The 25,819-nt window shown below is 38.9% G+C and carries 18 protein-coding genes; 5 read left to right on the forward strand and 13 right to left on the reverse strand.

Annotation, left to right across the window (positions count from 1 at the left end):
* Positions 1–103: 103 nt before the first annotated feature.
* Entirely contained in the window at positions 104–1,474 is a 1,371-nt protein-coding gene (locus tag LQ227_RS00215) for a YeiH family protein (protein WP_230147685.1), read from the reverse strand.
* 309 nt (positions 1,475–1,783) lie between these two features.
* On the opposite strand from LQ227_RS00215, the gene LQ227_RS00220 reads away from it, so the two are divergent.
* Complete coding sequence (locus LQ227_RS00220) at positions 1,784–2,179, forward strand: DoxX family protein (protein ID WP_230147687.1); 396 nt, start codon at positions 1,784–1,786, stop codon at positions 2,177–2,179.
* 255 nt (positions 2,180–2,434) lie between these two features.
* Here the strand turns inward: LQ227_RS00220 and LQ227_RS00225 are convergent, their stop codons facing one another.
* From LQ227_RS00225 to LQ227_RS00240, 4 genes are all read right to left on the reverse strand, one after another.
* The gene (locus LQ227_RS00225; protein WP_230147689.1) at positions 2,435–2,608 is read right to left on the reverse strand and encodes a hypothetical protein; all 174 of its coding nucleotides are present in this window, start codon (positions 2,606–2,608) and stop codon (positions 2,435–2,437) included.
* Between the two features lie 13 nt (positions 2,609–2,621).
* The gene (locus LQ227_RS00230; RefSeq protein ID WP_230147691.1) at positions 2,622–3,404 is read right to left on the reverse strand and encodes a thioredoxin family protein; all 783 of its coding nucleotides are present in this window, start codon (positions 3,402–3,404) and stop codon (positions 2,622–2,624) included.
* Between the two features lie 213 nt (positions 3,405–3,617).
* A complete protein-coding gene (locus tag LQ227_RS00235; RefSeq protein ID WP_230147693.1) occupies positions 3,618–4,379 on the reverse strand; it encodes a LytTR family DNA-binding domain-containing protein in 762 nt (253 codons plus the stop codon).
* Positions 4,360–5,379 (reverse strand): sensor histidine kinase, encoded by a 1,020-nt coding sequence (locus LQ227_RS00240; RefSeq protein ID WP_230147695.1) that lies wholly within the window; start codon positions 5,377–5,379, stop codon positions 4,360–4,362. Before LQ227_RS00240 ends, LQ227_RS00235 begins: the two co-directional genes overlap by 20 nt.
* Positions 5,380–5,849: 470 nt before the next feature.
* Here LQ227_RS00240 and LQ227_RS00245 point away from each other — a divergent pair, with 470 nt between their 5' ends.
* Entirely contained in the window at positions 5,850–6,899 is a 1,050-nt protein-coding gene (locus LQ227_RS00245; protein WP_230147697.1) for an alpha/beta fold hydrolase, read from the forward strand.
* Positions 6,900–6,956: 57 nt separating this feature from the next.
* A complete protein-coding gene (locus tag LQ227_RS00250) occupies positions 6,957–7,415 on the forward strand; it encodes an organic hydroperoxide resistance protein (RefSeq protein ID WP_230147699.1) in 459 nt (152 codons plus the stop codon).
* A gap of 73 nt (positions 7,416–7,488) precedes the next feature.
* Here LQ227_RS00250 and LQ227_RS00255 read toward each other — a convergent pair whose 3' ends face one another.
* Entirely contained in the window at positions 7,489–7,956 is a 468-nt protein-coding gene (locus LQ227_RS00255; RefSeq protein WP_230144248.1) for an Lrp/AsnC family transcriptional regulator, read from the reverse strand.
* Between the two features lie 657 nt (positions 7,957–8,613).
* Between LQ227_RS00255 and LQ227_RS00260 the strand changes: the two genes are divergently transcribed.
* Positions 8,614–9,120 (forward strand): hypothetical protein, encoded by a 507-nt coding sequence (locus LQ227_RS00260; RefSeq protein ID WP_230147701.1) that lies wholly within the window; start codon positions 8,614–8,616, stop codon positions 9,118–9,120.
* Positions 9,108–9,863 (forward strand): oxygenase MpaB family protein, encoded by a 756-nt coding sequence (locus LQ227_RS00265; RefSeq protein ID WP_230147703.1) that lies wholly within the window; start codon positions 9,108–9,110, stop codon positions 9,861–9,863. Before LQ227_RS00260 ends, LQ227_RS00265 begins: the two co-directional genes overlap by 13 nt.
* Before the next feature lie 420 nt (positions 9,864–10,283).
* Here the strand turns inward: LQ227_RS00265 and LQ227_RS00270 are convergent, their stop codons facing one another.
* Genes LQ227_RS00270 through LQ227_RS00300 form a run of 7 tightly spaced genes read right to left on the reverse strand, consistent with a single transcriptional unit; the run spans position 10,284 to position 25,576 of the window.
* Positions 10,284–12,011 (reverse strand): RagB/SusD family nutrient uptake outer membrane protein, encoded by a 1,728-nt coding sequence (locus tag LQ227_RS00270; RefSeq protein ID WP_230147705.1) that lies wholly within the window; start codon positions 12,009–12,011, stop codon positions 10,284–10,286.
* Positions 12,012–12,034: 23 nt separating this feature from the next.
* Positions 12,035–15,268: a SusC/RagA family TonB-linked outer membrane protein gene (locus LQ227_RS00275; RefSeq protein WP_230147707.1), complete on the reverse strand. Its 3,234-nt coding sequence runs from the start codon at positions 15,266–15,268 to the stop codon at positions 12,035–12,037.
* A 29-nt stretch (positions 15,269–15,297) separates the two neighbouring features.
* The gene (locus tag LQ227_RS00280; protein WP_230147709.1) at positions 15,298–16,731 is read right to left on the reverse strand and encodes a fasciclin domain-containing protein; all 1,434 of its coding nucleotides are present in this window, start codon (positions 16,729–16,731) and stop codon (positions 15,298–15,300) included.
* 32 nt (positions 16,732–16,763) lie between these two features.
* Positions 16,764–18,581: a fasciclin domain-containing protein gene (locus LQ227_RS00285; RefSeq protein WP_230144242.1), complete on the reverse strand. Its 1,818-nt coding sequence runs from the start codon at positions 18,579–18,581 to the stop codon at positions 16,764–16,766.
* 10 nt (positions 18,582–18,591) lie between these two features.
* Entirely contained in the window at positions 18,592–20,058 is a 1,467-nt protein-coding gene (locus tag LQ227_RS00290) for a RagB/SusD family nutrient uptake outer membrane protein (protein WP_230144241.1), read from the reverse strand.
* 10 nt (positions 20,059–20,068) lie between these two features.
* Positions 20,069–23,344, reverse strand: coding sequence for a SusC/RagA family TonB-linked outer membrane protein (locus tag LQ227_RS00295; protein ID WP_230147711.1), 3,276 nt, complete (start codon positions 23,342–23,344; stop codon positions 20,069–20,071).
* A 6-nt stretch (positions 23,345–23,350) separates the two neighbouring features.
* Positions 23,351–25,576, reverse strand: coding sequence for a fasciclin domain-containing protein (locus tag LQ227_RS00300; protein WP_230147713.1), 2,226 nt, complete (start codon positions 25,574–25,576; stop codon positions 23,351–23,353).
* Positions 25,577–25,819 lie beyond the last annotated feature (243 nt).

A 25,819-nucleotide genomic window follows, 5' to 3' on the forward strand; every position in this document is an offset into this window, starting at 1 on the left:
ACAACGATCGCTACCAGCGTGCGCATTAAGATTGCTTCGTTCCTCGCAATGACGACCTTTCTATAGGAATCTGTGAATGATAGCGTAAAACCTAATTCTTCGTTTATTTAAAATCAGGTATAGGAAATAGATATCCGCCAAATAAAATATACGACCATAAGAGGGTCCAAAATATGTTAAATATTTGTGCTGTAACAAATGTAAATGCTGGTTTACCGCCCTGAAGTTTTACCAGTGATGAAAATTTAGCTTCCATACCGATTGAAATAAAAGCGATTGCAAACCACACTGTACGTAAGCCGTTTAAGGTTGGTCCAACACTTTTTGCGGTTGTGGGCGATAACAGAAAAGAAAACACCAAAGATGCTGCAACAAAACCCAGTACAAATTTCGGAAATCGCTCCCACACAATTTTCAACCCAGGGCGTTCTGCTTTGAAGGGTACACCATCTTCACCTTTAGGTTTTTTATAGGCCCACCATATAGCGATAAAAAAAGCAGCAACACCAATAAAAACATTTTGCGAAAACTTGGCTATAACACCTGCTTTAACGGCTATTGGTCCAACCAAATCGCCTGCAGCAGTTACGGTTGCCGTTGTATCTAAGGTACCACCCAGCCATGCCCCACCAATCACCTCAGGTATATGAAAATACTTTACTGCCCAAGGCAGAATAATCATCATCGGGATAGCCATAATCAATACCAAAGTAGTTACATAAGATAATTTACGTTTATCACCATTAATAGCTCCTGCAGCAACAATTGCTGCAGAAACACCACAAATAGATACGGCTGAGGCCAATATTACACCAAATTCATCATCTACTTTTAACTTGCGGCTTAACCACATCGAAAAAAACCAAACTACAGTAACAACAATAACGGCCTGTATTATACCCGGTAAACCCGCTTTGATCAGATCGGCCGATAAAATAGTGGTTCCTAATATTACCAAACCTGTCTTAATATAAAATTCAGACCGTACTGCTTCTTTTAGCCAAGATGGCAACTTGATCAGGTTGCCCAATGCGATACCGATAAGCAGCGCAAATACCACATATTCTAACCCAAAATAGGATACACTTTTATTGCCTCCGATAATAAAAGAAACGATAGCTAAAAAATAGATGAGTGCAAAACCGCCAGCAAACCGCGCAACACTGCCTCCAGATAAACCTATCGCTACCGAAGCTAAGGCCAGAAAAACTGCCCCCATTTCAACAATTAACAATAAGTTGGATGCTGATAATATTTTACCCAAGAGGTCTTCACTGGTTGCCCATTTAAATGCAGGTAAACTTATTACAGTACCATTGTTGCTTAAATAAAGTACAGTGGCAATAATAATCGTTCCCAATATAACAGCCCACCAATCTTCGGTGAGTGATTGTAAAAATGTTTTCTTATCCGGGCTTATCCCGGCATCTGTTAAGGCTCCAGTAGTATCGGCTGCGTGGTTTCGATTCGACATAGTTGATTAATTATGGTAATTTGATTTCAATTCTATAAATATTGGTGGATATGATCAATAAACCGTAAACGAATACCCAATATCGAAACTAAAGTAAATATTCAGGAGGATTTTATCCGTAACAAATATCTGACTTTGATCTACACATTTATTAGTAGGCCTTTTTAAGTTAAAATGCATCACAAACTAGTGTTTAAAAACAAATTCATTCAATTGTCTAACTCAGGATTTAATTTGTCTGGTTCAGATCCATTCAACTGGTTTTTGGAATTTTTATGCAACATTTTTGGGCAACTTAAAAAAAATATTATGACACTTAAAACAACAAAAACCATTTATTGGATCGGCGCCTCACTAACTTCGTTATGGTTTGGTACCAGCGGAGTTTGTGAACTCACAAAAAACCCTATTGTTTGGGACATTACATTACAACTGGGCTATCCAGCGTACTTTATTTATGTACTTGGTGTTGCTAAATTAGCCGGAATTGTGGTTCTACTGATCCCCAACAGATGGTTACGGTTAAAAGAATGGGTATTTGCAGGCGTATTCTTTGATATCATTTTTGCATTCTGCTCAAAACTAATTGTGATCGGTCCGCTAGCCACTATTGATGCCATTATAGCCTTTGGTATCGTTACAATAACCTACCTGATGTTCCAAAAACTTTATCCTACCCACTATTCTAATTTAACTGCTATTTAAGGTTCGAATAGTTCTAATTAAATCAGTTTTAACATAAAGGGCGCTAGTAGCGCCTTTTTTATTGGTGAGAATTTTACCTGATACAGCGTCTGTAATCTATACAACAGCTAAATATCCAAGGCTTTGAATGCGTTGCTAATCTCTTTGTTTGATGCTAAAGCACAGTGCAAATTGTTTTTAAATAAAAAAGTCGCCAAATATATGGCGACCTCCTAACTAATAAACATTGCTTATGAATTTGCAACCAGATTTATGTTATACAACTGGCTCATTCTCCAGTCCTTTGTGTTTTTTCTTCCCGATGCTTTGCACCATTTCACATTGCTGTGGATTTTTTTCAAATGGAGGGCTAACCAGAAAAAGTGTCGACATTAAGGTTGCCAATCCAACTAATAAACTGTTGGTTGTGGTATTTTGATGATTTTCCATGATGATATTATGATTAAAAAGTTGTTGATGCATTTACTGCTGAAATTGCGCCTGTTGTTTTATGCTGAACCATTCCGATTACTTCCCATTTTTCAGTACTGCTGCTTTTAGGAATATTTAATACTGCGGTTCCAGATTTTGCATCCTTTAGAGACAGTGTTAAGGTTTTTCTTACAATTTGGACGTGAAATAATTTAAGTCCTGCATTCTCCCCACGCTGTATATCGGTGTTGCCGCCCTTTTGTACCAGCGCAAAAAGAAGATCGTCGCTAGCCTGAGTATCTTTGGCTTCGTAATTTATTTTCAGTACATCCGCATCTCTTTTCGTATCGAAGGCTAAACTGGCTGTATACTTTTTATTCAGAAGCTGTTTATCGATGGCATTTCTCACGTCGTTTTCATTAGAGCCTATAAATTCCTGAGCGCCGTTAATAACCAATTGAGGGGTATAAACCTGTGCGTTTAACCAAGCACTATATTTTTTTTGTCTTTTTGTATTTTCCGGACTTCCAAAAACATCCTTCCAACCTAAGTTATCAAAATAATCGACATGATATCCAAGCACATACACCGGTTTCCCATTAGACTCTTTCTCTATTTTGGCCAACAGTTCTTCTGCTGGCGGACAGCTCGAACATCCTTCAGACGTAAATAATTCCAAAACGGCAAAGCTTTTCCCGTTAGCGGGCTGCTCCACTTTTTTTTCTTGTGCAGATCCTACCCAAATAAATGCGCTAAGTGCTATTACTGCCACAATGACCACATTTACGATCGCTAGTCTTTTTAGTGTTTTCATAATTTCTATTCTTTTTTTATCAAAAATAAGCGGATAGTATGCCTGAAATTAGGTGAAAAATAGCTGAACCGGACAAATTGGTGGAAGAGCTAGACAGGAAGCCGATAAATAAGACAAATTAGCTACGAGCACGCCTTAAGCAAAAAAGGCCAGAAACGGATATCCGTTTCTGGCCAAGCTTGTTACTAATAACAGATAAATATTGATTTTTCTTTACCTATCTTCCATCCAGGAAAGAAAAGCAGGTGTTTTTTCCTTATTAATCAGCAACTTATCTGGAGTTTCAATCACCAGTTTAACAAACAATTTTCTTAAGAAATAATGTTCTATTTCTTTAATGGCTTTAAAGTTCACTAAATATTGGCGGTTAACCCTGAAGAACTGTTTAGATGATACCAATGCTGTAATCTGATCAAGAGATTGACTTAATGCAAACTCTTGTTTATCGAAGCACATAATGGTTGAAGCATCATTTCTGATGTAAAAGAAAGCAATATTCTCAGTTTGAACAGTGGTATATTTCTGGTTTTTAAACACTAAAAAGCTCTCTTTCCCGGCGGGGCTGCTCAATTTTGTCAATAAATTGCTTAAATCGGGAATTACTTTTTGCTGAAAAAAATTCTGAAGGCCGTCTACCTTTTGAAAGGCCTCCTGAATATCTGTTTTGGAAAATGGTTTTAACACATAATCTATTCCATTACGCTTAAAAGCTTCTAAGGAGTACTCATCGAAGGCCGTGCAAAACACAATGGGACTGTTTACTTTAACCTGTTTAAATATTTCAAAACATAATCCATCTGCCAATTGAATATCCATAAATATCAAATCGGGCTGTGGCTGTTCTAACAGCGCTTTTACCGATCCTTCGATGCTCTGGTACTGCCCTACTATTTTCACGTCGGGCCTTAGGCTCAAAATTATATTTTCGAGTGATTTAGCTGTTTTCAGCTCATCCTCAATGATGATGATGTTCATGAATTAATGGGAGTTTAATTTTAAAAATTTGGCCATCGTTAATAATCTCGATTGGCTTTTCGAGAAGATGCTGGTAGCGCAACGTGATATTTTTTAGTCCAACCCCCAACGAGTTGTTATCGGCGGTTTTTAAACGGATAGGGTTTTCCAAAACAATTTGTCCATTTTCGGCATACAAGCTGATGCGCAAAGGTTTATCCAGCGAAACTACATTATGCTTGATACAGTTTTCGATTAACAGCTGCAGCGTAAAGGGAGGAATTAAGGTGTGCAATATTTCTTCATTTAATGTGGAAGTAAAACTAAAACCACCATCAAACCTTGCCTGTTGTAAAAACAGGTACGCATTGAGTATTTCCATTTCTTCCGAAACGTGAATCAGGTCTAATTTACGGCTCTCGAGGGTATATCGATAAAAATTAGAAAGCTTAAGGATAAAATCGACAGCCTCTTCATCGCCGATTTCTACCATAGCCTTTAGTGTATTGAGGCTATTAAAAAGAAAATGAGGATTAACCTGCTGCTTCAGCAATTCGTACTGCGCGCCCAAACTATCGCTTTTGATTTTCTCCAATTCCATATTCACCTGTTGATTTTCGTAATTTTGTTGCAACAGATGAAGGAACATATAAAAAATTAAATTGATCAATATTCCCCTTACTTCAACCATCAACATCACCGGACCGAAATTAATGTGCGAAAGGATCAATTGCTGAATCCACGCCAGGCAAAGCATAACACCAACACCAATTAAAAGGCTTTTAAATAACCTGGAGTAGGAAATCCCCTGTTTGTTTGGCCTACTGCTCTTTCGCGATAGCATGTAAATATTCAAATACCACATCAACAAAGCAAATATCGAGGTAATACCAGCATTAACTGCCGCTTCGGCTGCATTAAAATGATGTTCTGCTATTTGCGGAACAGAAGATAAAACTCCAAGAAAAATGGAACTTACCCAGATAATGGCAGGCGAAATCTTTAAAGGGTTTTTGGTCATATCAGTTTTTAGCCAGGCTAATTAGGTGGGTTGGGATAATCAAAAATAATATTTTTTTAAATATGATGGCTGCACCACATGTATCTCTTCTTTTTTCCCTAAAGTAACCACGTAAATCTTATAATTAAGCAATTTTAAGCCTGAACCAGACAGATTCGGCGCTTAAGTAGACAATGCCAGGTTTAAATCAGCACAAGAATTGTGTTTTTATTTCGGTAAGATCCGTGTTTCGTAAACGTAATTAACAAACGCATAAAGGCTAACAATAGAAAATGTATTAACACGATAGCCGGCACAAAATGAGACCCATTCCTTTGAATTCAATTAAAGTCTTACTCAGGGCTAACAATGTATAAGTCAAAACCTATTTTGTCTATTTCATCCCGAAAACACTAATCTCTCCTTTCCATCCGCATTAATTTTGACATACCTAACGGAGTAAAATATTAATGATCAACAAATTTTAGCAAATGGAAAATCAAAACAATTATAGCCGCCGGCGCTTTTTAAGCTTAGCAGCGTTAACCGTAGCCGCTGCAGAACTTGGTGGGTTAAACCTTTTGAACGCCAAAGGGATTACCAAAACCAAATCAAGCTATAATAAAACGCACAGCAATACATCCTTAAATAACATAAAACAGATTAATGCCGGCGTGTTAAACATGGGTTATGCAGAGAGCGGACCTGCAGATGGCGAACCAGTTATACTGTTACATGGATGGCCTTATACAATTCACAGTTATACCGATGTGGCTGCGCTACTTTCTGCAGAAGGATATCGGGTAATCGTTCCGCACCTTCGTGGCCATGGGAGCACCCAGTTTCTTTCGGCAAAAACACCGAGAAATGGACAACAATCGGCTATTGCTGCAGATATTATTGCTTTGATGGATGCCTTAAGAATAGATAAAGCAGTAATTGGTGGCTTTGATTGGGGAGCAAGAACGGCCAATATTATGGCTGCCTTGTGGCCAGAACGTTGTAAAGCAATGGTTTCGGTAAGCGGATACCTCATTGGAAGCCAGGAGCTAAACCAAAAACCATTGTTACCAAAAGCTGAGTTATCATGGTGGTATCAGTTCTACTTTGCAACTGAACGTGGCCGTTTAGGATATGAAGCTAACCGAAAAGATTTTGCCAAACTGATCTGGCAAAGCGCTTCTCCAGAATGGAAATTTACTGATGCCGTTTTCGAAAAGTCGGGAGTTGAACTGGATAATCCAGATCATGTTGCCATTGTAATTCATAACTACAGGTGGAGATTGGGGCTGGCCGAAGGGGAAGTAAAATATGATAAATATGAAAAAATATTAGCCACATTCCCAGCCATAACGGTTCCAAGCATTACACTCGAAGGTGATGCAAATGGTGCACCGCATGGCAATCCAGATCATTATGCAGCTAAGTTTAAAGGTAAATACGTGCACTATAATCTTAGTGGAGGCATTGGGCACAATCTTCCTCAGGAAGCACCTAAGGTATTTGCAGATGCCATTATCCAGGCAGCAATGATGGCGTAAAAAAAAACTAAAATATTCTTCTAATAATTTTAACAATCACAATAAATTTAAAAAAAAATGGAAAATCAAAATGTAATCGAATCAGCAAATACGTTAAATGTAGTGATCAACAAAGTGCTTTATACTGGAAAAGTTCATGTAAGCGGTGGCCGTGAGGGCTTCGCAAAAAGTAGCGATGGAGCGCTTGACACCGCACTATCATCTCCTGGCAGTACAGGAAAAGGGACCAACCCTGAGCAATTATTTGCCGCTGGCTGGGCTGCATGTTTTATTGGTGCAATGAAACACAATGCTCCCCAACTTAAAATCGTACTTCCAGCAGATGCTGCAATTGATGCAGAAGTTGATCTGGCTTTGGCCGATAGTGGTTTTAATCTTCAGGCAAGGTTAAATGTGGTTTTACCCGGGCTTACCTACGAAGAAGCAAAAACAGTGGTTGAAGCTGCTCACCAAACCTGTCCGTACTCTAAAGCTACCCGTGGTAACATCAATGTACAGATCAATGTAGCGATATAAGCTACTATAAACCAAAAAAGCAATCCAGATTAAAATTGGGGTGCTTTTTTGATTTATAAACTTTATGATCTTGCTATACGGGTAAAGCGGTTTCGCGTTTAGCCTGCGTAATTACAAGCGAGCTATTAAGGGTACCTATATTATCCAAACGGCCGAATTTATTGATTAGAAAATCGTTGTAAGCGACCATATTTTTTGCTACAACTTTTAACATAAAATCGAAGCCTCCGGTAGTATGGTAACACTCCAATACTTCATCGAGTTTGCTTACCTCCTGCTGAAATAACCGGAAGGCATTAACAGAATGATTGGTAAGCTGAACCTGTAGATAACATATCATACAGTTCTCGAATTTATTGGGATCAATCAATGCCACTACCGAAGAAATGAACCCTAAACGTTCTAAGCGTTTTACCCGTTCCTGAATGGGCGATTTTGACAAATGCAACATAGCGGCCAGTTCCTTATAGGTTAGCCTTGCATCCTTCTGTAATAGTGTTAAAATATCTTTATCTGTTTGGTCAGGGGTGTATAATTCCATTATAGTGGTTAGTCTATTTATTTCTTTTCTAGGCTCAGTTTATAATGAATACCCAAATATATCAATACTCTCTGTTAAAACGTTAAGGGGAGCACAAAAAAAAGAACAAAATTTTGACAAAAAGTATAATTAAAACGACTAACAGAATTAAATTCCGAAAAAGCCTATTCAACAGGACATTTTCCGTATTTATCAGCCACCTTCGTTTTAATTGTCAATGCGACGGATATTTGTTTAACGAATGAAACAACTGCTAACAGCAGTGCGTTGATTTAGTTTAGTTAATGATAACAAGAGCGCCAGCGCGATGCTGGCTCTTTTGCTTTTTAAATTATACTAGAATTCGATGCAAAGCCAAGGTAAATAATCGCCCTTTTCGCATTTTTAATGCCCGGCGGATCTCCAATTTCCAAGCCCAAAACAAGAGCCGAAAATATCCAGTCGCAAAAATCTTCCATATTTTTTTGGAATATTCAGTTTTTAGCTTTTACTTTGAAATACAAAGCACTTTACAAAACATAGAGATATGAATCAATTTAACCCATCAGGCTTGCTTGCTCCGCAATACTTTAGCACAAAGTTTCGTCCCCTGGATTTTATTGTATTATCAGCAGGATTACAATTACTTACAAATCACCATTATTTAACTAGTGAGCTATGAATACGGAAGAAAAAAATTTAAGGTTACATTCCAAAATATACGTCTGCACAATCATTGTAGGATTGGCAATAAGCGGATTAACTGCTTTTCCGTTAGAAACCGAAATGGCTTATCTGGTTAAATACAGTACAATTTTACCAAGTTGTCTTCAAAACTGGATTGAATCGGTTTATCAGGCCCTTAAAGCGACCAACTTACGTTATACATTTTTAAGTTATGGCACCGATTGGCTGGCTTTTGCACATATTATGTTGGCTGTGCTTTTTATCGGCCCATTAAAAGATCCGATCAAAAACAAATGGATAATTGACTTTGGTATCATCTGTTGTATCTCGGTTATTCCATTGGCCTTAATTGCCGGAAATATCCGCCACATCCCAGTATTTTGGCAAATGATAGATTGTTCTTTTGGCATCATTGGCGTTATCCCGCTGATACTATGCCGCATCAACATCAAAAAAATTGAAATATTAGAAGAGCATTATGGATTATGGACTTTGTAGATAAACATTCTATCGTAAGGAAAATATGGGGCAACACAGATGTTGTGCTTTTTATTTTTGCCGGTGCCGCAGCAGAATTTAGCCTGAATAAAGCTGTTGATTGGCTATATTTTACAGGCAAACTGCCTAAAGATCCATTAGGGAGATTGTTTTCTACTGTTGCCTATGCGCAAAAAATCGTATTTTCCACTTTAACTGAAGCTAATGCAGCGATAGATCAGATTACCATGATCCATCAGCATGTTGAAGCTGGAAGAAACGCTAAAATTCCAGATTGGGCCTATAGAGATGTATTATTTATGCTGATTGACTATTCAATCCGTGCTTTCGAGGTACTGGAAAGAAAACTCACTTTAACAGAAAAAGAAGAAATATTTACTACTTTCCATCGAGTTGGATGCCGCATGAAAATAAATGGACTTCCTGGTAGTTTTGCGGCCTGGCAAATGATGCATGAACAACAGCTACAGGAAAATTTAATTTATAGCTGTTTTTCTCATGATCTTTATGATCAGTACAAAAAACACCTGGGTGCGCTGAGGTATTTATTAATGCGAAAAATTCAAGCACTCATCGTTCCATTTAAAGTGAATAAATTGCTTAAACTGGGGGAAGGGAAACCCATTAAACCAATACTTACTTTATATAAAATAAGCAGGAAACTGAAGGTGAACAAACCGTTAAGAAACTTAATTCTTCCTGCAGCGTACAAGGCACAGATTTTGGGCCTCGAAGCCTTTTAAAAGGAATAAGAGATTGTATCCAAAAATATAGTTTTGTCATCCTGAGGGATAATTTATTTTATAAAAATCAATATAAATGACAAGAGGTTTTATCCTATTGTTAGCTGCGAGGAATCGTCATTGCGAGAAGGCTTTTTCAGCCGACGAAGCAATCTTACAACGATCGCTACTAGCGTGCGCATTAAGATTATTCATTTTTGCAGTTGTTTTTAAAGGCATTCATGAGCTCGTTTCGTTCGGTTATCTTCGTTCCTCGCAATGACGACTTTTCTTAAGAGATCCGTCAATGGATAGCCTGTCGAAGGGCCTGTTAAGTAATTTTTGAGGTGTTTCGACAAGCTCTCCACAGGAGTCCTTTGGACAACATGACAGCATTTGAGGTGAAATTGCCATTATGATGCAACCTCCTATTATATTTTTCTATTTCCAATCAAACGGCAAATACCAGTTGGCCGGATCCATTAATTTTTGTCTGGCGAGGCTTGCATTAGGGTTGCCTGCTTTTAACAGTTTTTGGTAAATGCGATCTGCTAAAAAGGCCGGGTTGTTCTGTCTGCGGGCAATACGGACCAAATCAGGCCAGCGGTTACCTTCAAAAGCAAGCTCCAATGCGGCCTCATCAATTAATTTGCCTTCTAAGCCTATCATATCCGTCTGGTAGCTTACATCGATCGCATTTACAACTGCCCTACCTCTAATTCCACAATTACGGTACCAGGTACCCGAAACATCGTTATTTTTTCTGGCATCGAAATAATAAGGTGAGGTCTGCGGATAAGGGGTAATCATGGTGTTTAACTCCGCTACCGAAACCGGGGCCTGTGCTCCGGCAGTAATGGTACCTACATAATAAGTATTTCTGATCCCCGTGTTTAACAATGCCCAGCCTAATTTGGTCTGTCCATCTCTATTGGCAGCTTCCGAAAAACGCAGGTGTAATAGTGATGCACGATAAATGCCCCATTTCCCACCGTTATCAGTTAATTTGGTAATTTCTTCGCCCATGGCCGAAGCATTGAACGATAATTTGCTCCTCGGATCGAAAGGAACACCGCTAGTGGTAACCTGGCTATTCCACAAGTCTTTTATAGCCTGCGAAGGTTTTATTTGATAGCTTTTAAACGGCGAACACAAATCAATCATTGGGTTTACAGGTTTAAAGGCGGTATTATAAGGCATGGCCCATAACCACTCGGTGCTCCATGGGCTCGAAGTGGTTGGCAAGGCAAAAATAGCACGCCAGCCAGCATCTAAACTATTGATTAAACTAGTAGGATCTTGCCCGCTTCTGCTAAACAGAACGGCTAAATTGGCATAAGCCACATCACCGGAGTTATTGATTTTGTAAAAGTTAAACCTAAAGTTATCATTCGCATTGCCATTTTCGGCGTTCATCAGCTTGGCATAATTTTCGGCTGCTTTAATATAATTGCCTTTCCATAAGTAAAGATCGCCCAACAGGAAAGCTTTTGATGCAAACAGTTTTTGGGTACTATTAGCATCAATGGTTACCAATAATGATGTGCCTGTTGGATAAGCATAAGCTTCCTTATATGGCAGGCTTTCGTTAAAAGCAATTAATTTATCCAACAGCTGATCAAACGGCGTTTTCGGATAATTGGCCAGGTTTTTCAAATCATCTACCGTTTCTATCGCATCGGTAATATATGGTACACTACCATATTGAATGCCCAGGTGCAGATAAATCCAGCTCCTTAACGTGGCAATATCTGAATAGCGTTTGTTGTAATCATCAACACTCATCCGGCGATCATCGACCATCATTTTAAAGTTTTTGAGCACATCGTTACAATTCACAATCACCTGATAATAAGGTCTTGGATCAACATATTGATTGTTTTTTGTTTCGGTATGTGATGATAACTCCTGCAGATCAGTACTTGATCTGGAGGTAACATCCATTAAATCTCCACGCAGTTCGTTCTGCAGGATATACAGTTTTTCCAGGCCCAAAAATTGGCCGTAAATACCGATAACCGCCGCATCTGCATCTGACACTGTTTTAAAAGCATTTACACTATCCAATTTATCTTCGGTTGGTACGTCAAGCATTTTTTTGCAAGACCACGAACCTGCCGATAAAATACCCAACAGTAAAAGGGATGCAATTTTTTTATTTAAGTTCATTTTCATGAGTATATCTTTCTTAATTATAATCCAACTCTAACACCTAGCTGAAACGACCTGAACTGGGGCTCAAGGGTGGTATCTACGCCCTGGCTAAATAAACTTCCGGAATTACTAAATTCCGGATCGTAGCCTAAATAATTGGTTACAGTAAACAGGTTATTAGCCGTAGCATAAATTTTTGCGTACTTAATGGCTTTCAGTTTTAAGGGTACATTATAGGTTACATTAACGGTTCGCAAACGTAAATAGGAGCCATCTTCTATCCAGCGGTCAGAAAAACGGGCATTCCCTACCGGATCGCCATAAGTAGCTTTTGGTACCGACGTAACTTGTCCATCACCTTTCCACCTGTTGCCAATATTTGGTGTTTGGTTGTAATAAGTACTTCCAGATTCTAGCTGTGCCCTGGTATAATTGTAAACATCGTTACCGCTAACAAAAGTGATTAAAGCATCTAAACTCCAGTTTTTGTAAGTGAAGGTATTGTTAAAGCTTCCAAATAAATTCGGATTAGGATTACCAATAACGGTGCGGTCTGCATCGTCAATAATCTTATCGCCATTGCTATCGGTAAACTTTACATCCCCCCCTGTAAATGGTACAAGTGCTCCCAAACTATTGCGGCTAGATAAACCTGAGGCAGCGGCCTCTGCATTGGTCGCAAAAACACCATTGGTTTTATAACCATAAAACTGATTGGCCGACTGCCCAACCTGGCTGATGTAAGCACCACCTGCATAACTGGTTATAACTGAATTTCCATCGGGTAAACTGGTAATTTTATTGGTTGATGTACCGATGGTTAAACCCGCATCCCATTTTAATTTTTCATTTAGAATCCGACCGTTTAAGGACAAATCTAAACCATTTGTCTGCATGCCACCATTGTTATTGATAAAAGAAGCAGTACCCGTAACAACACTCAGCAATTGATAGCTTAGCATATTTTTAGTGCTGTTTCTCCAATAATCTAAGCTGATGCTTAGACGCTCACTAAAAAAGGAGCCATCTATACCAGTATTAAACTTGTGTACGGTTTCCCATTGTAGATTGGGGTTAGCAAAATTGCCGGTTACGATACCCCTAATGCCCAATACATTTTGAGAGGTATAATATTTTCTGGCGGTATAATTCCCAACATCATCATTTCCAACTAAACCATAGCTCATTCTTAATTTCAGCAGGTCAACGCGGTGTAAATTGCGCATAAATTTCTCTGAAGAGATTACCCAGGCAGCACCAAGGGCGGGTAAAACGGCATAACGGCTTCCATTAATCCTCAAACCATCATCGAAGTTTAAGAAACCCTGACCGGCCTTTGCACCAAAGCGCGAAGAACCATCAACAGCCATTGAGAAATTAACCAGGTATTTATCGGCATAGCTATAATTGGCAGACAAGTAATTGTTCAGCGTACGCCATTTCCCAATATCACCGCCAAATGTTCTAAAAGCGGCATTACTATTCCCAATGCTGATCAACTCATCTGTTGCAGAATTAAAACCCAAAGCATAGTCCTGTTCGCTTTCGCTCTGCGAATAACGTGTACCTACAATTGCATGTAATTTACTATATGAGCCAAAAGATTGATCGTAGGTTAAACGCAGATCGTTAAACACATTAAAAAACCTTCCTACCTGTGTACCCAAACGGCTATCGCCTACATAATTGGAAAGCGTATCGTTGGTTACCCCTTTTCTTGGAATAAAAAGCGTTTCCTGTGTTTTATCGTAAGTTACACCACTTAGGTTAGATATTTTAAAGTTTTTGTTGAAAGTAAAATCGAAATTGATGTTTCCATAAAATCGATAAGCCTTTTTTAAATTTTGTCCTTTCTCAATTAAAGCTCTTGGATTACTTACCTGTAAAGTATCGTAATCCGCTAAATTTGGTGAAACTGCCCCAGTCGAATTTATTTCATTTCTGGCCATAAAAGGCGATTTAACCAAAGCTAGAAACAGTGGGTTGGTTACAGGAGCAACTCCCTGGTCTTTTAAACGCTGTTCGGTATAGGTAAAAGATAAACTGGTGCTTCCCTGCAGTTTTTTAGTCAGGTTTAAATCACTATTAAAGCGCGTACTGTATTTTAAATTATCAGTGCTATCAATTACGCCCCTATCCCTTGCATAAGCAGCGGAAAGTGCATACTTCGCAATATTATCGCCACCGGTTACCTTTAAAAAATAGTTCTGATCGAAACTGCTTTTTAATACTTCATTCTGCCAATTCGTTTCATTGTGGTATTTAAAATAATCGGGATTGGTTGGACTGTCGTTCATATAAGGTTTTGCGGCAATGGCACTATTGCTTAACCCCTGACTTTTTAAAATATCAGAAAGATATAACCTATAATCAGAAGCACCCATTACAGGTAAGTTTTTAGGCTTGAAATTGAAACCTGCGTAACCAGAAAAATCGATATTGGTAGCCAGATCGTGTGCACGGTTAGTGGTAATTAACACCACTCCATTTGCTGCCTTCACTCCATAAGTAGCTGCCGAAGCTGCATCTTTAATAATACTGATGTTTTCAATATCCCGAACATCGATAAATTGAAGTGGGTTGTTAACATGCCCCTTAATCAGCGAAGTACCGTAATTATTGGCATCGAAAATCATTCCATCAACCACATATAAAGGCTGATTTGTAGCATACAAAGAGTTAAACCCTCTGATGAGCACATCGGCACCTACACCAGGTGTTCCTGAGCGTCTGGTTACTTTAACCCCTGCTGCCCTGCCCTGAACGTAACTCATTACACTTTCAGAATTGCTGGCCCAGTTACCTTGCAAACTCACGTTACTGATGGCAGGTATTGCGCGTGCCTGAGAAACCGTACCCATCGGCGTAACTACCTCGTTATAAACCGAAGCAAATGATAAAGGGTAAAGTTTGGTTCTGATTTCCTTGTCTTTATAAACCGGTAGCACTTTGGTTTGGAAACCATTGCCCGAAATAATAATGCTGGCCTTATAATCGGGTACGACTACAGTAAACCTTCCTTTTTCGTCGGTAATGGCGGCATTAAAACCAGTAACCGTGATATTAATACCCACTAAAGGCTTATTGGTATTCCCATCGAGCACAACTCCCTTTATTTTTTCGCCCCTAACTGCGCGGGCCTTTACTTTTACGGTAGTGGTATCTGTTTCGGTTTTCATCGAATCTACTTCCTGTGCCTGGGCAGCTAAGCCAAACACCAGTAAGCAAAGCAATATGCCCCAAACTTTTTTTATCGTTGTAAAATTATACATAGTATTTTTTTTGAAAGCAAGATTCATAATTAAGGTAAAACTGGTTCGAAGCGTAGATAATCCAACATGAGCGTACTCACATTTACATTCGTACTGTTTGCAGCGGTTAACCTCACCTGAAAATTGCCAAACTGTGCTGGAGTGTATTCTCCTAAGTAGGTTTCGTTATAGGTTAAGGGATTTACCAGATGGGTATAAAACAAAGTATAACTTACTGTGGCGGGGTTAAAAAAGAAGTAACGCTGTGTAAATGCCGCCACCTGTGGGTCGCCAGGCAAACCAGAAATAGCCCTTGCGTAAACTTTATATTTTACCACAGGTAAATTGGCTTTGGTATAAAACACACCAAATTCGGCATATTTATGATCATAAACCTCGATATCGTTAAAGGTTTTCCCTAAATTATCGAGTTTTGTGCGGTATAAAAGCGTACGTGCAGCACTAATGGCTTGTGGTTTTTCACCTTCGATTTTAAATTCGGGTATTTTATCTTTTAAACGGAAAGGCAGTGCATTTACCACATGCACCATCCCGTTACTGGCCCTATACGAACGGATAATATTAGCCTTATTAACTGGCACTTTTACGCCTTGTAAAGAAATCAGTGTATCTGGTAACTTTTCAATCGGGTAAACACCTTTAACGGTTAAATCTTTTACCAAGAAGTAGGAAGCATTCAAATTCGGATTTATACTTGGATAATAGGTTGAAAGTTTTGCTGATTCGGCTGTAAAAGCAGCATCCTGTAGTATAAAATAAGTGTATTGCTGGCTTTCGTCTCTCAGATCGGCTACATTTACCCAGTAAGTATTTCTGGATATCATTGGCGGATTGGGGGCAAAAATTGGGTTTCCCAATGCATTATAACCAATAACAGTAGCATTTGCGGTATCGATAACGGTAATCGACAGATTATTAATATAGTTTTTTTGCAAAGCACCATCAGTACTGTTGAGCATATAATCCCAAATATTCTGTTTGGTTGGAACAGCCTGATCTACGGTATACAATACCCCATTTTTTACGAACTGGCCAGCAGCAGAAACAATGCCTTCTTCAAATTTAGTGCTGGTAAAAACACCAAATTTATTATTAAGCAGTTTCAACCTTGTGGTATCGCCCTCTTTGTTTAACGGGAAAGTAGATAATGCAATATGGTTGGCCACAAAATCTTTTAATTTTGCAGGATCCGAAACAATTGCTGCATCTAAACTGGCTAAAGCCTGATTGGTTGGTGCCCAAACCGTATAATTTTGCGCGCCTGCAAGCACCTTATCATAACCTGTAGTTTTAACATAACCGTTAAAAACACTAAGGTTAGCCTGGGCATCGAGCTTTTGTGCAAGATCTAAACTGTTATCTACATTGGTAAGCTCGTTATGCAGTTCCAGGTTATCTTTACAGGAATATAAAACTGCACTGATACTGAGCAGGGCAACATATATTATATATTTTCTAGTCATTATTTATATTATTAGTTCTATAGCTCAATTAGTTATGGGCGTTTATAAATCAGGCCCGACGGACTAAATCTTGGATAGTTCTGATCATCATCAATCGGAATAAAGTGAATCATATCCATATTCATAATTCCGGATCCATTACCACGTAGTGTAGTAAACCTAACCCAGTGTCTATCAGTCGTTTTGATATCGACTACACCAGCCAATTTCCCGACCATAACCGACCATTGGTTATTAACTGATATGGGCTGTATGCCTCTTACACCATCCTGATTAACGTCTGCAGTGGTAGCCATATAGCGTTTAAAGCCGTTGGTTAACATTAATCCATCTGCAGAAGGCAAGGCAGCATTGGCGGTAGGCACACCAGAACTACCTAATGTTTGGGCAAAATCGACCAAATTCGGCAATAATTGCTCTTGTGTTGTGCCCACATCTACCCCAACCTGCGTAAGCGGTCCGGAGACGTTGTAGGTATGACAGATCCAAACTTTGTATTTACCTTTTACCAGCATAGGGGTCCTGATTTCCATCCAGATAGAACGCGCGGTATTACTTGTGGTTGGGTTAAACTGAATTACATCCCTGTTGGCATAACTCCTCCCATCAGATGCACCAATTGGCGTTGAGGAAACAGCATAAACAGGACCAATTGTGTTTGACCGGTAAGCATCAAGCCTTATACCTGCTGTAATCAATTTTCCGTTTTGTAAAAGCTGAATAGTTTGTCCAGGGGCCCGCCAGGCTGCTAATAATTTTAATTCTGGCTGATCGCCTATATCGAAGAAAACACCCGTAGGCACCCTTGGTTTAATTTTGTAAAAACCTTTCGATTCATGTAAAACCCCATTCGAAGTAGTAACATTACTAAAAGTTCTGTTTACTTCTACTCCGGGTTCTATCACACCATTAAACTCATCATCATTTAATAAAATTTTGGTTCCCACTAATTTGGTGGTTACAATTTCACTAGGCACCAATGTTGCCAATGAAGGCGAAGAAACAATATCGGGTGTATAACTTGCTCCTGTTGAAATATGGTAAGCTACATACATCCACAAACTATCAGTATGGCTTTTCGGATTACCTGTTTTTGAAAGTTTGGCTTTTAAGGCCGCATAATTACTAAAACCAGCAGCTTGTATTGCCGAATCGGATTCGAGAATTACAGTTTGAAAACGACGTGTAGTATCAGGAATAACGGATTGCACATAATTCAACGAATCATAGAATCCGGTTTCTTTTAAGGCTTGCGTAAAAATACTATACCTGTTATTCGTTTCTATACTTGCTGCCAATGTTTTGGTTGATGGTATTAAAACATGATCGATAACATGGATAATACCATTCCCAACCCGAACATTCGACTGGGTAATGAGCGCCTGTTTGTTAATGATAAAACTACTTACACCATCTTTGAAAGTAACACCAGTTTGCAAATACTGACCATAAAGGGTGATCTGGGTTAACTTCCCGTCGGTGAATTTGCCTGTAGCAACGGTATCTGGCAAAACGTGGAAACGAACAACGTCTTTAAGTTCTGCGGCTGATAATTGGTCGACTGCTGTTTTATTTAAACTTTTCAACCAATCGTTAACCGCATTATTATCAGGAGTAAACATGGTGTATTTACCATATGCTGCTAAATAACCTTTTGTACCCGACCTTTCTAAGATTTGGGTAAACAGAGAAAATTTTTCTGGATTTTTCTCCAAAAATCCGGTAATGTTTACATCATCAGTAGTACTTAATGTTAAACTTTCTCTTTTACAGGCATTAATCACAAAGATTATAAATGCGCTGAGTATAACCAAATAGGTAATGTTGCGGATGTCTAATTTCACTTTCATATCACTTATTCTATTTAGTGTAAAATGGATTTTGTACGAGATTAGGATCTGTAAATAACTCACTTTGATAAATCGGCAAGTAATGGCTATTGGGATCTCTAAATTTAGTAATAGCCGATTGTTGAAGCGTAGGTGATACTGTTTTGGCTGCAAGATCTAACAAAATATCGATGCGACTATAGTTATTGCGTTTGGCGTGGCGTAAAAGATCGAACCATCTTTTGCCTTCAAAAGCAAATTCTCTGGCGCGTTCAGCCAAAATATAATCGCATAAAGCTTCAGTTTCTGACGGGTCTACAGTCACTTTCGTCGCATTTACAGCATTACGCCTTAATCTCAGTTCATCAACCAGCGCCAAAGCTTCTACACCGCCTCCGGTTAAGGCCAAAGCTTCGGCTTTAATCATCATGATATCTGAATAACGGTATGCCTGCCATTTTACGTAAGAAGGATTTTCCGTGCCATATTTTTGAATGGTAAAGGCTGCATTATAATAAGAGTCAGGTCTGATATCATAGTTATTATCCGGATCAACGTCATCTGGAATAAAGATTTCGGTACTCAAAAACGGGGAACCGATAAAACGTCGTCTGGGATTTACCAGTAAAGTATAAAACGGGTTTTCAATCGCCTGGTCAAATTCAAATATGGTTTCTATGGATGAACCTTTAAAAAACACATTATTGTACCAGCCCGAACCTGCACCAACCAGGGCAAATCTTTGCGAACTGATGATTTTATTACACTCGGTAATACAGTTCGGATAATCTTCCATCCATAGGTACACATCGGCTAACAAAGCATTTACGGTAAATTTGGTCACCCTACCCTTATCAAACCTTGTGCTACCATAAGTGGTAACCGCTCCTTGCTCTGCTTTTTTTAAGTCGGCAACAATTTGTTTTAAAATATCAGCCTGTTTTGTTTTGGGCAGATCCTGTAAATCGGTATCTTTTACAGTGGCAGTTAATTTTAAGGGTACATCTCTAAAGGTACGCAACAGGTAAAAATACATCAGGCTTCTTAGCGTAAGTGCTTCTGCCACATAACCGTTCAATGCTGCATCGGTAAAAGTGGGATCTGTAGCTTTAACGCCAGGCGCAAAATCGAGCACCGTATTGCAATAGTTAATGGTACGGTAAAAGGCTGCCCATCTTGCTGTTGTATTATCCTGGGTAATATTTACATTAATAATATCCGTTTCTTCTGTTGTAATACTAGGCCCGCCTGCAATCATATCTGCCCTAAGCTCACCGTACATAAACATGTACTCCAATAAAGATTTATCACCAATACCCGGAGGAGGCGCTAGTAATGAGGTATAACAACCAGAAACTGCTGCTAAAACATCTTCTTTCGTTTTCCAGAACTCTTGTCTGGTAATTCCATCTCTAGGTTTAAGATCGAGCCATTTGTTGCAAGAGCTGCTCATCACCAGCATCATTACCAAACAAGTGCTATATAAAATATTTTTCATCAGTTTTGAATTAAAAGTTAGCAGTTAAACCGAAAGTAATTGTCTTAATTGGCGGCGTGGTAGAATTATCTATCACTGTGTTAGACCCGTTTAACTTAATCGGCACCTCTGGGTCCTGACCAGTATATTTAGTAAATGTTAAGATATTCTGAACGGTAAGATTGGTGGTAAGCGACTTCATGCCCAATCTCTTCATAAAGGTTTTGCCAAAATCGTACTTCAAAACCACCGAGCTCAATCTTAAAAATGATCCGTCTTCAATATAGCGGTCGGAGCCTAAAAAGTTATAACCTGTAGCGTACATGGCTCTTGGCATATCAGTAACATCGCCCTCTTTTTTCCACCTGCGCAATACCGCTGTACTTTGATTATTAAAACCATACATATTGGTGGTGTTAATCTTAGTACCGTTAATAATATCGTATCCGGTACGAAAAGTAAAGTTAAAACCTAAACGAAGGTTTCCGTTGATGGTTAGGTTAGATCCAAATCCCCCTGTTAGTTTTGGGTTACCATTACCTAGGTACACAATATCTTTATAATCGATGTTTCCATCATGGTTAATATCTTCATACATGGCATCGCCCGGCTGGAAAACATAATCGATAGATGGATAAGCAAAACGCATATAAATTTTATCGCCGTTCGGCCCAACAATCTGGTTTCCACTCTCATCCAATGCAACAGTTGCGTTTTTATCAGGATATACACCTTTAAATTTGAAGCCATAAAACGACCCGAAAGGATTATTTTCCTGAACAAACACTTTGTACACATTGTTGCTGGTTACCCTACCTTTGTTTTCTCGAGGGTATAGCGGCGAAACCTCACGGATTACGTTTTCGTTGTGCGCGATATTGAAAGAAAGATCTAATCTTATCTTTTTCTTTTTGATCACGGCAGCATTCAGGTTTACTTCCCAGCCCTGATTATCCATAGTGCCCACATTCATATCAACCCCTCCATAACCGTTATAACTTGCTACCTGTAAACCCGGATAAAACAGATCTGTTGTACGTTTACGGTATAAATCGAAATCGAGGTTTAAATTTTTAAAGAGGTTTAAGGTAATACCGAGGTTGGACTGTGTAACAGTTTCCCATCTTAAATCGGTTAATTCCATATTGGTAGAATATACCCCGGCATTATCCAGGTAACTAAAACCATAATTTTGGTAAATATTAAAATAAGAATAATCGTTACGCGGCACATTACCACTTTTACCGTAACTGGCCCTTAAACTAAAATCATCTACATATTTATTGGCCTTCTTCATAAAAGGTTCGCCAGATATCCGCCAACGGCCAGAAACTGAAGGAAAAATACCATATCGGTTAGCGGCACCGAACCTGGAATTACCGTCACCCCTGATGCTACCATTAATGATATAACGGTCTAAAAATTTGTATTGAACGTTAGCCAATAAGCCAACTGACCTGGTTTGTCCTAAAGACGATGATGCAGAACCTGTGTAATTGGTACGGCTATCAACAGAAGGATCGGATAAATACGATGATGCCGTATTGGTAGAAAACAAGTACTGCCCGGTTCTGCGGCTATCTTCACTATCGAAGCGTAAAAAACCTATGATATCGTGTCTGTCGTTCAGTTTAGGCGTATAAGCCAATGTCATACTGGTATTCATGGTGAATGAATCGCCATCCGCATCTGAAGCCGTATTGACAACCGATTCGGTATAAGGGCGGCCTGTTGCAATCTGTGGAAGGAAGGTTTTTACCTTGGTATTGTTAATATTTACCATAAAACTTCCATTCAGGCGTAACACACTTGGCAGAATTTCGTACTGTAAACTAAATTTTGGTGTAATCCGTTCACCCAATTGGTGGTTACTACCTGCTGATGCCATCGCCAAAGGGTTAAAAGTTCCGGTTACCTTTTTAGTATCGAAGTTATATAAGAATAAGCCTTGTGCGGTTGCCGCAGGACTGAAAAAGTTTGAAGTTAAATTTCCATATTCATCGTACTCGTAAATGCTCTGGTTAGGCATTTTGGTATAAGCTACATCTCTAACATTCTGCGTAAAAAGCCCATTCTGGTCAATATGTGTATAAGAAATATCAGAACTGAACCTGATTTTGTTCGACACCATATAATCTAAATTCACCCTTGCCGAAACACGGTTTAAATCTGTGCCAATGGTAGTACCTGTTTGGTTAAAATAATTTACCGAAGCACGGTATCTGGCTTTTTCACCACCACCAGAAATAGACAGGTTATGATCTTGAAGGTAACCTACCCTCGTAATGGCTGATAACCAATCGGTATTGTTGCTGTAATTATAGTAATTATAAGGATCGTTCGGATCATATTGAAATTGCTTTGCAAATTCTGAAGTGGAAAACTGACGACCCGCATTATAATATTCTTCCAAAACGAGTGATGAATACTGGTTGCCATCCAACATCGGGATCGGACTTGGCTGTTTAGAATACGAACCTTTAAAGTTATATGAAATAGCTGGCGGACCAATTGAACCTCTTTTTGTGGTAATGATCAATACACCGTTTGCCGCTCTCGATCCCCAAACGGCTGTGGCCGCAGCATCTTTTAGCACGCTAATTTCTTTAATATCAGATGGGGCAATATTTAATAACTGACCATAATTGTTCTCATCAGAGGTGGCAAAGTTAAAATCAGATGGAATAGTAATATCATAAGGCATACCATCCAATACAATTAAAGGATCGGTTGCGCCATTAATGGAAGATGTACCGCGGATACGGATCTGCATCGGCGCGCCCGGATCACCCGTACTGGCGGTTATGTCAACCCCCGCCATGCGGCCTTGCAAAGCCTGATCGATTGATGCCGATTGTAGGTCTTCGAGTTCTTTGGCATCAATGGTAACCGTAGCCGAAGTCTGATCACGTTTATCGATCGTCATTCCACTTCCGTTGTTCGTTTTGGCTCTTGAAACAATCTGAACTTCATCCATCTGATTTTCAGAAGGTTCCAATTGGAAATTAATTACTGCTTTATCGATATTAACAGGTGCTGAAGACCTATAACCAATATATGAAACCGAGATCCTATAGGTTTTATCTGCTACAGGCAAAGAATAGTTTCCATCAATATCTGTCGAAACGCCTTTAATTACCCTTTTGTCTTTATCAACAATTACAACAGATGCACCAATAATGGGCTGCTTATCTTTTTTATCAATTACCTTACCCTTTACATAGTTAATTTGTTGTGCATAGGTTAGGGACGATACCAACAAACAGCATAGTAAAATAAAAAAACTATAATTATATCTTTTAGTCATCTCGGTTTAGAATTGATATTTTAAATAAGAATTGATTTGGTGAATCACCGTTCTGTTAGATAACACGTTGCTTCTATCGGTTGTACCCAGCAAAACATTCACAGAAGTATTGGTTACATCTCTTAGTGTGAGTGTATTAGTGGTATTGGTAAATACAGTAACCTTGGCTGCATCTCCCGAGTCATTTTTAAGCAAACTTTCAAAAGAACCAGTTTTCTGTCCGTCGCTTGCTACTGTACTTTTAATAATATGGTATTGGATAAATTTGGCCACCTTGCTAATATCTCCGGCATCTGTTGGCGCATAATTTGGCGCTCCGCTGGCTAGTTTTGGTAATAATCCTGCGGTTACGGCAGCTTGTATAGCCGAATTTGTTGGAATGAAAACGGTGTATGAGCTTCCATCGGTAACCCCTTGAATTGCGCCTGTAGCAGCTGTATAAAGCGTAACGTTATTTTTAAGGTATTGAAAGAAAGAATAATAAGGATCGGTTGTTAGTGTACCATATTTTTCGATATGCTTGCTTACCGGAAGTATAGTATACATCAGTACTTTGGCAGCATAGGCATCAGCTCCATTAACAGCTGTGGCAACCGAATCGATCTTAATACTTTTATCGGCAACTGCGGGTAAATCTTCTGTACCAGCTGAAGAGAAAAAACCGTTGTTATATTTAATGTATTCACCACCCGAAGTTTCTAAAATACCAGCCGTTGTGGCAAAATTTGGTACGGCACGGTCGCCCAGTGGGATAATATGCGTTTGCAAGAGTCGTCTTAAGATATTGAGGTCGCCCCTAATTGGCGACGAAGGATAAAAGGGATCGTATGAAAACCCTAAACTTACCAGGGTGGCATCGGGAATTGGAATAACAATGTATTTTAATGAGGCCGTTTTAATCGGAATAGCATAACCCAATACATCAAGTGCCTGTTTCATGATGTAATAGGTAGGATCTAAATTTACCTTCCCATACACGGTTGAAAATACATTGGCATTTTGGGCAGCGTTTACGCCATAAAACAATCCATTACTTAAAAACTGCTTGTCTACAACGTTTGCAGGCGTAAGTTTAGTGGCTTCACCCAAAAAGCTGTTAACCGTATTAAACTTGCTTGGCCATACCGTAGTTCTATATAAGTGGGAATTGATAAAATCCCTGATAATATCGGATCTTAAAGAAAATAGCTCGTTCAGCTGTGCTTTGTAGTTTCCTGGCTGTAACCTGTTTTTTGCATAATATTTTAACAGCACTTTTGCATAGGCCTCAACCGCGTCATCAGTTGGTGCAAAAATGGTATACATGCCAATCTGTGCATCGTTGGCATCTTCTTTCAGGTAATTTTCGTTATTAGGCGAAAAACCAAGCAATATGCTATAGTTTTTAACGAAAACATTATCACTTTTACCCGTTAACACCTGATAACGATGGGTAATATCAGTGTTCACATTATAGCTTACATATTTATCCAAAAGGGATTTGAAGGCACCATACTGTGCTTTAGCACCTATATACTGATCAATACTTTGTGGCGGGGTAAGCACTTTATCTACGATGTGGATTACGCCATTTTCAGCTACTATATCTTGTTCGATAATTTTCCCAGGGCCAACATTTTTTCCGGTATACTCGGTATTGGGATAAAAATAATTATAGTCTAAAGCGCTAATGCCTGCAAAAGAGACGAAGGGGGCAAGAAAATAGGGTAGGTTTTTATTGTTAAAATCGGTTGGCAAATAAGTTCCGTTTCGGTTACCCGCAATTACCTTTATCGCTTTACCGTCATTGTCTACGCCATCGTAAACAAAATCGTAATAAACGGTACGTCGCCTAAAACCAACATTTTTAACAAAACCTTTTGCCGTTAAATTATCGCTTAAACGTTCTACTTTCTCTCCATCATAGGTCATTGAATAACGTACAATTGCCGAAGCCAGCGTTGCATTTATCTCGGTTAAGTTGTTTTCGGTCATGTAGGTAGCAAAAGCTGCATCTGTTGGTGCAAAAACCGTCCACGAACCTGCTTTGCTTAAGGTTTCTTTATAGCCCGATTTATCTATACAATCTAAAAATCTGGTAAAATTCCCTTTGGCCTGAAGTTGTTGATAAATCGGATCGGCTAATGTTTCAGGACGGCCATAGAACTCATCAAATTCTTTTTTCCGGCAAGCGCTGAGAATGAATATAACCGCCAAATTAACGATTAAAAATTTTTGTAAAATTTTACTCATAGCAATTTCATTGGATAAACGGCCATTAAAATACTGGACAATAAAAAGCTATGGATCTAAATCAATTAGAAATTAAAAAATGCAAAAACTGACTTAAAGGGTGAGTAGATTTTTACTGCATAGAATCGTATTAACGTTCGTTAATTAAATAGTTGGTTAAAAAGTTATTTGGTTAGTGAATTATTTCTTAAATATATAGAGGCAGAACAAAATTCCCATCCTGTACTATCCTGTCTTCTTACT

The sequence above is a fragment of the Pedobacter sp. Bi27 genome, assembly GCF_918698255.1.
Classification (GTDB): Bacteria; Bacteroidota; Bacteroidia; order Sphingobacteriales; family Sphingobacteriaceae; genus Pedobacter.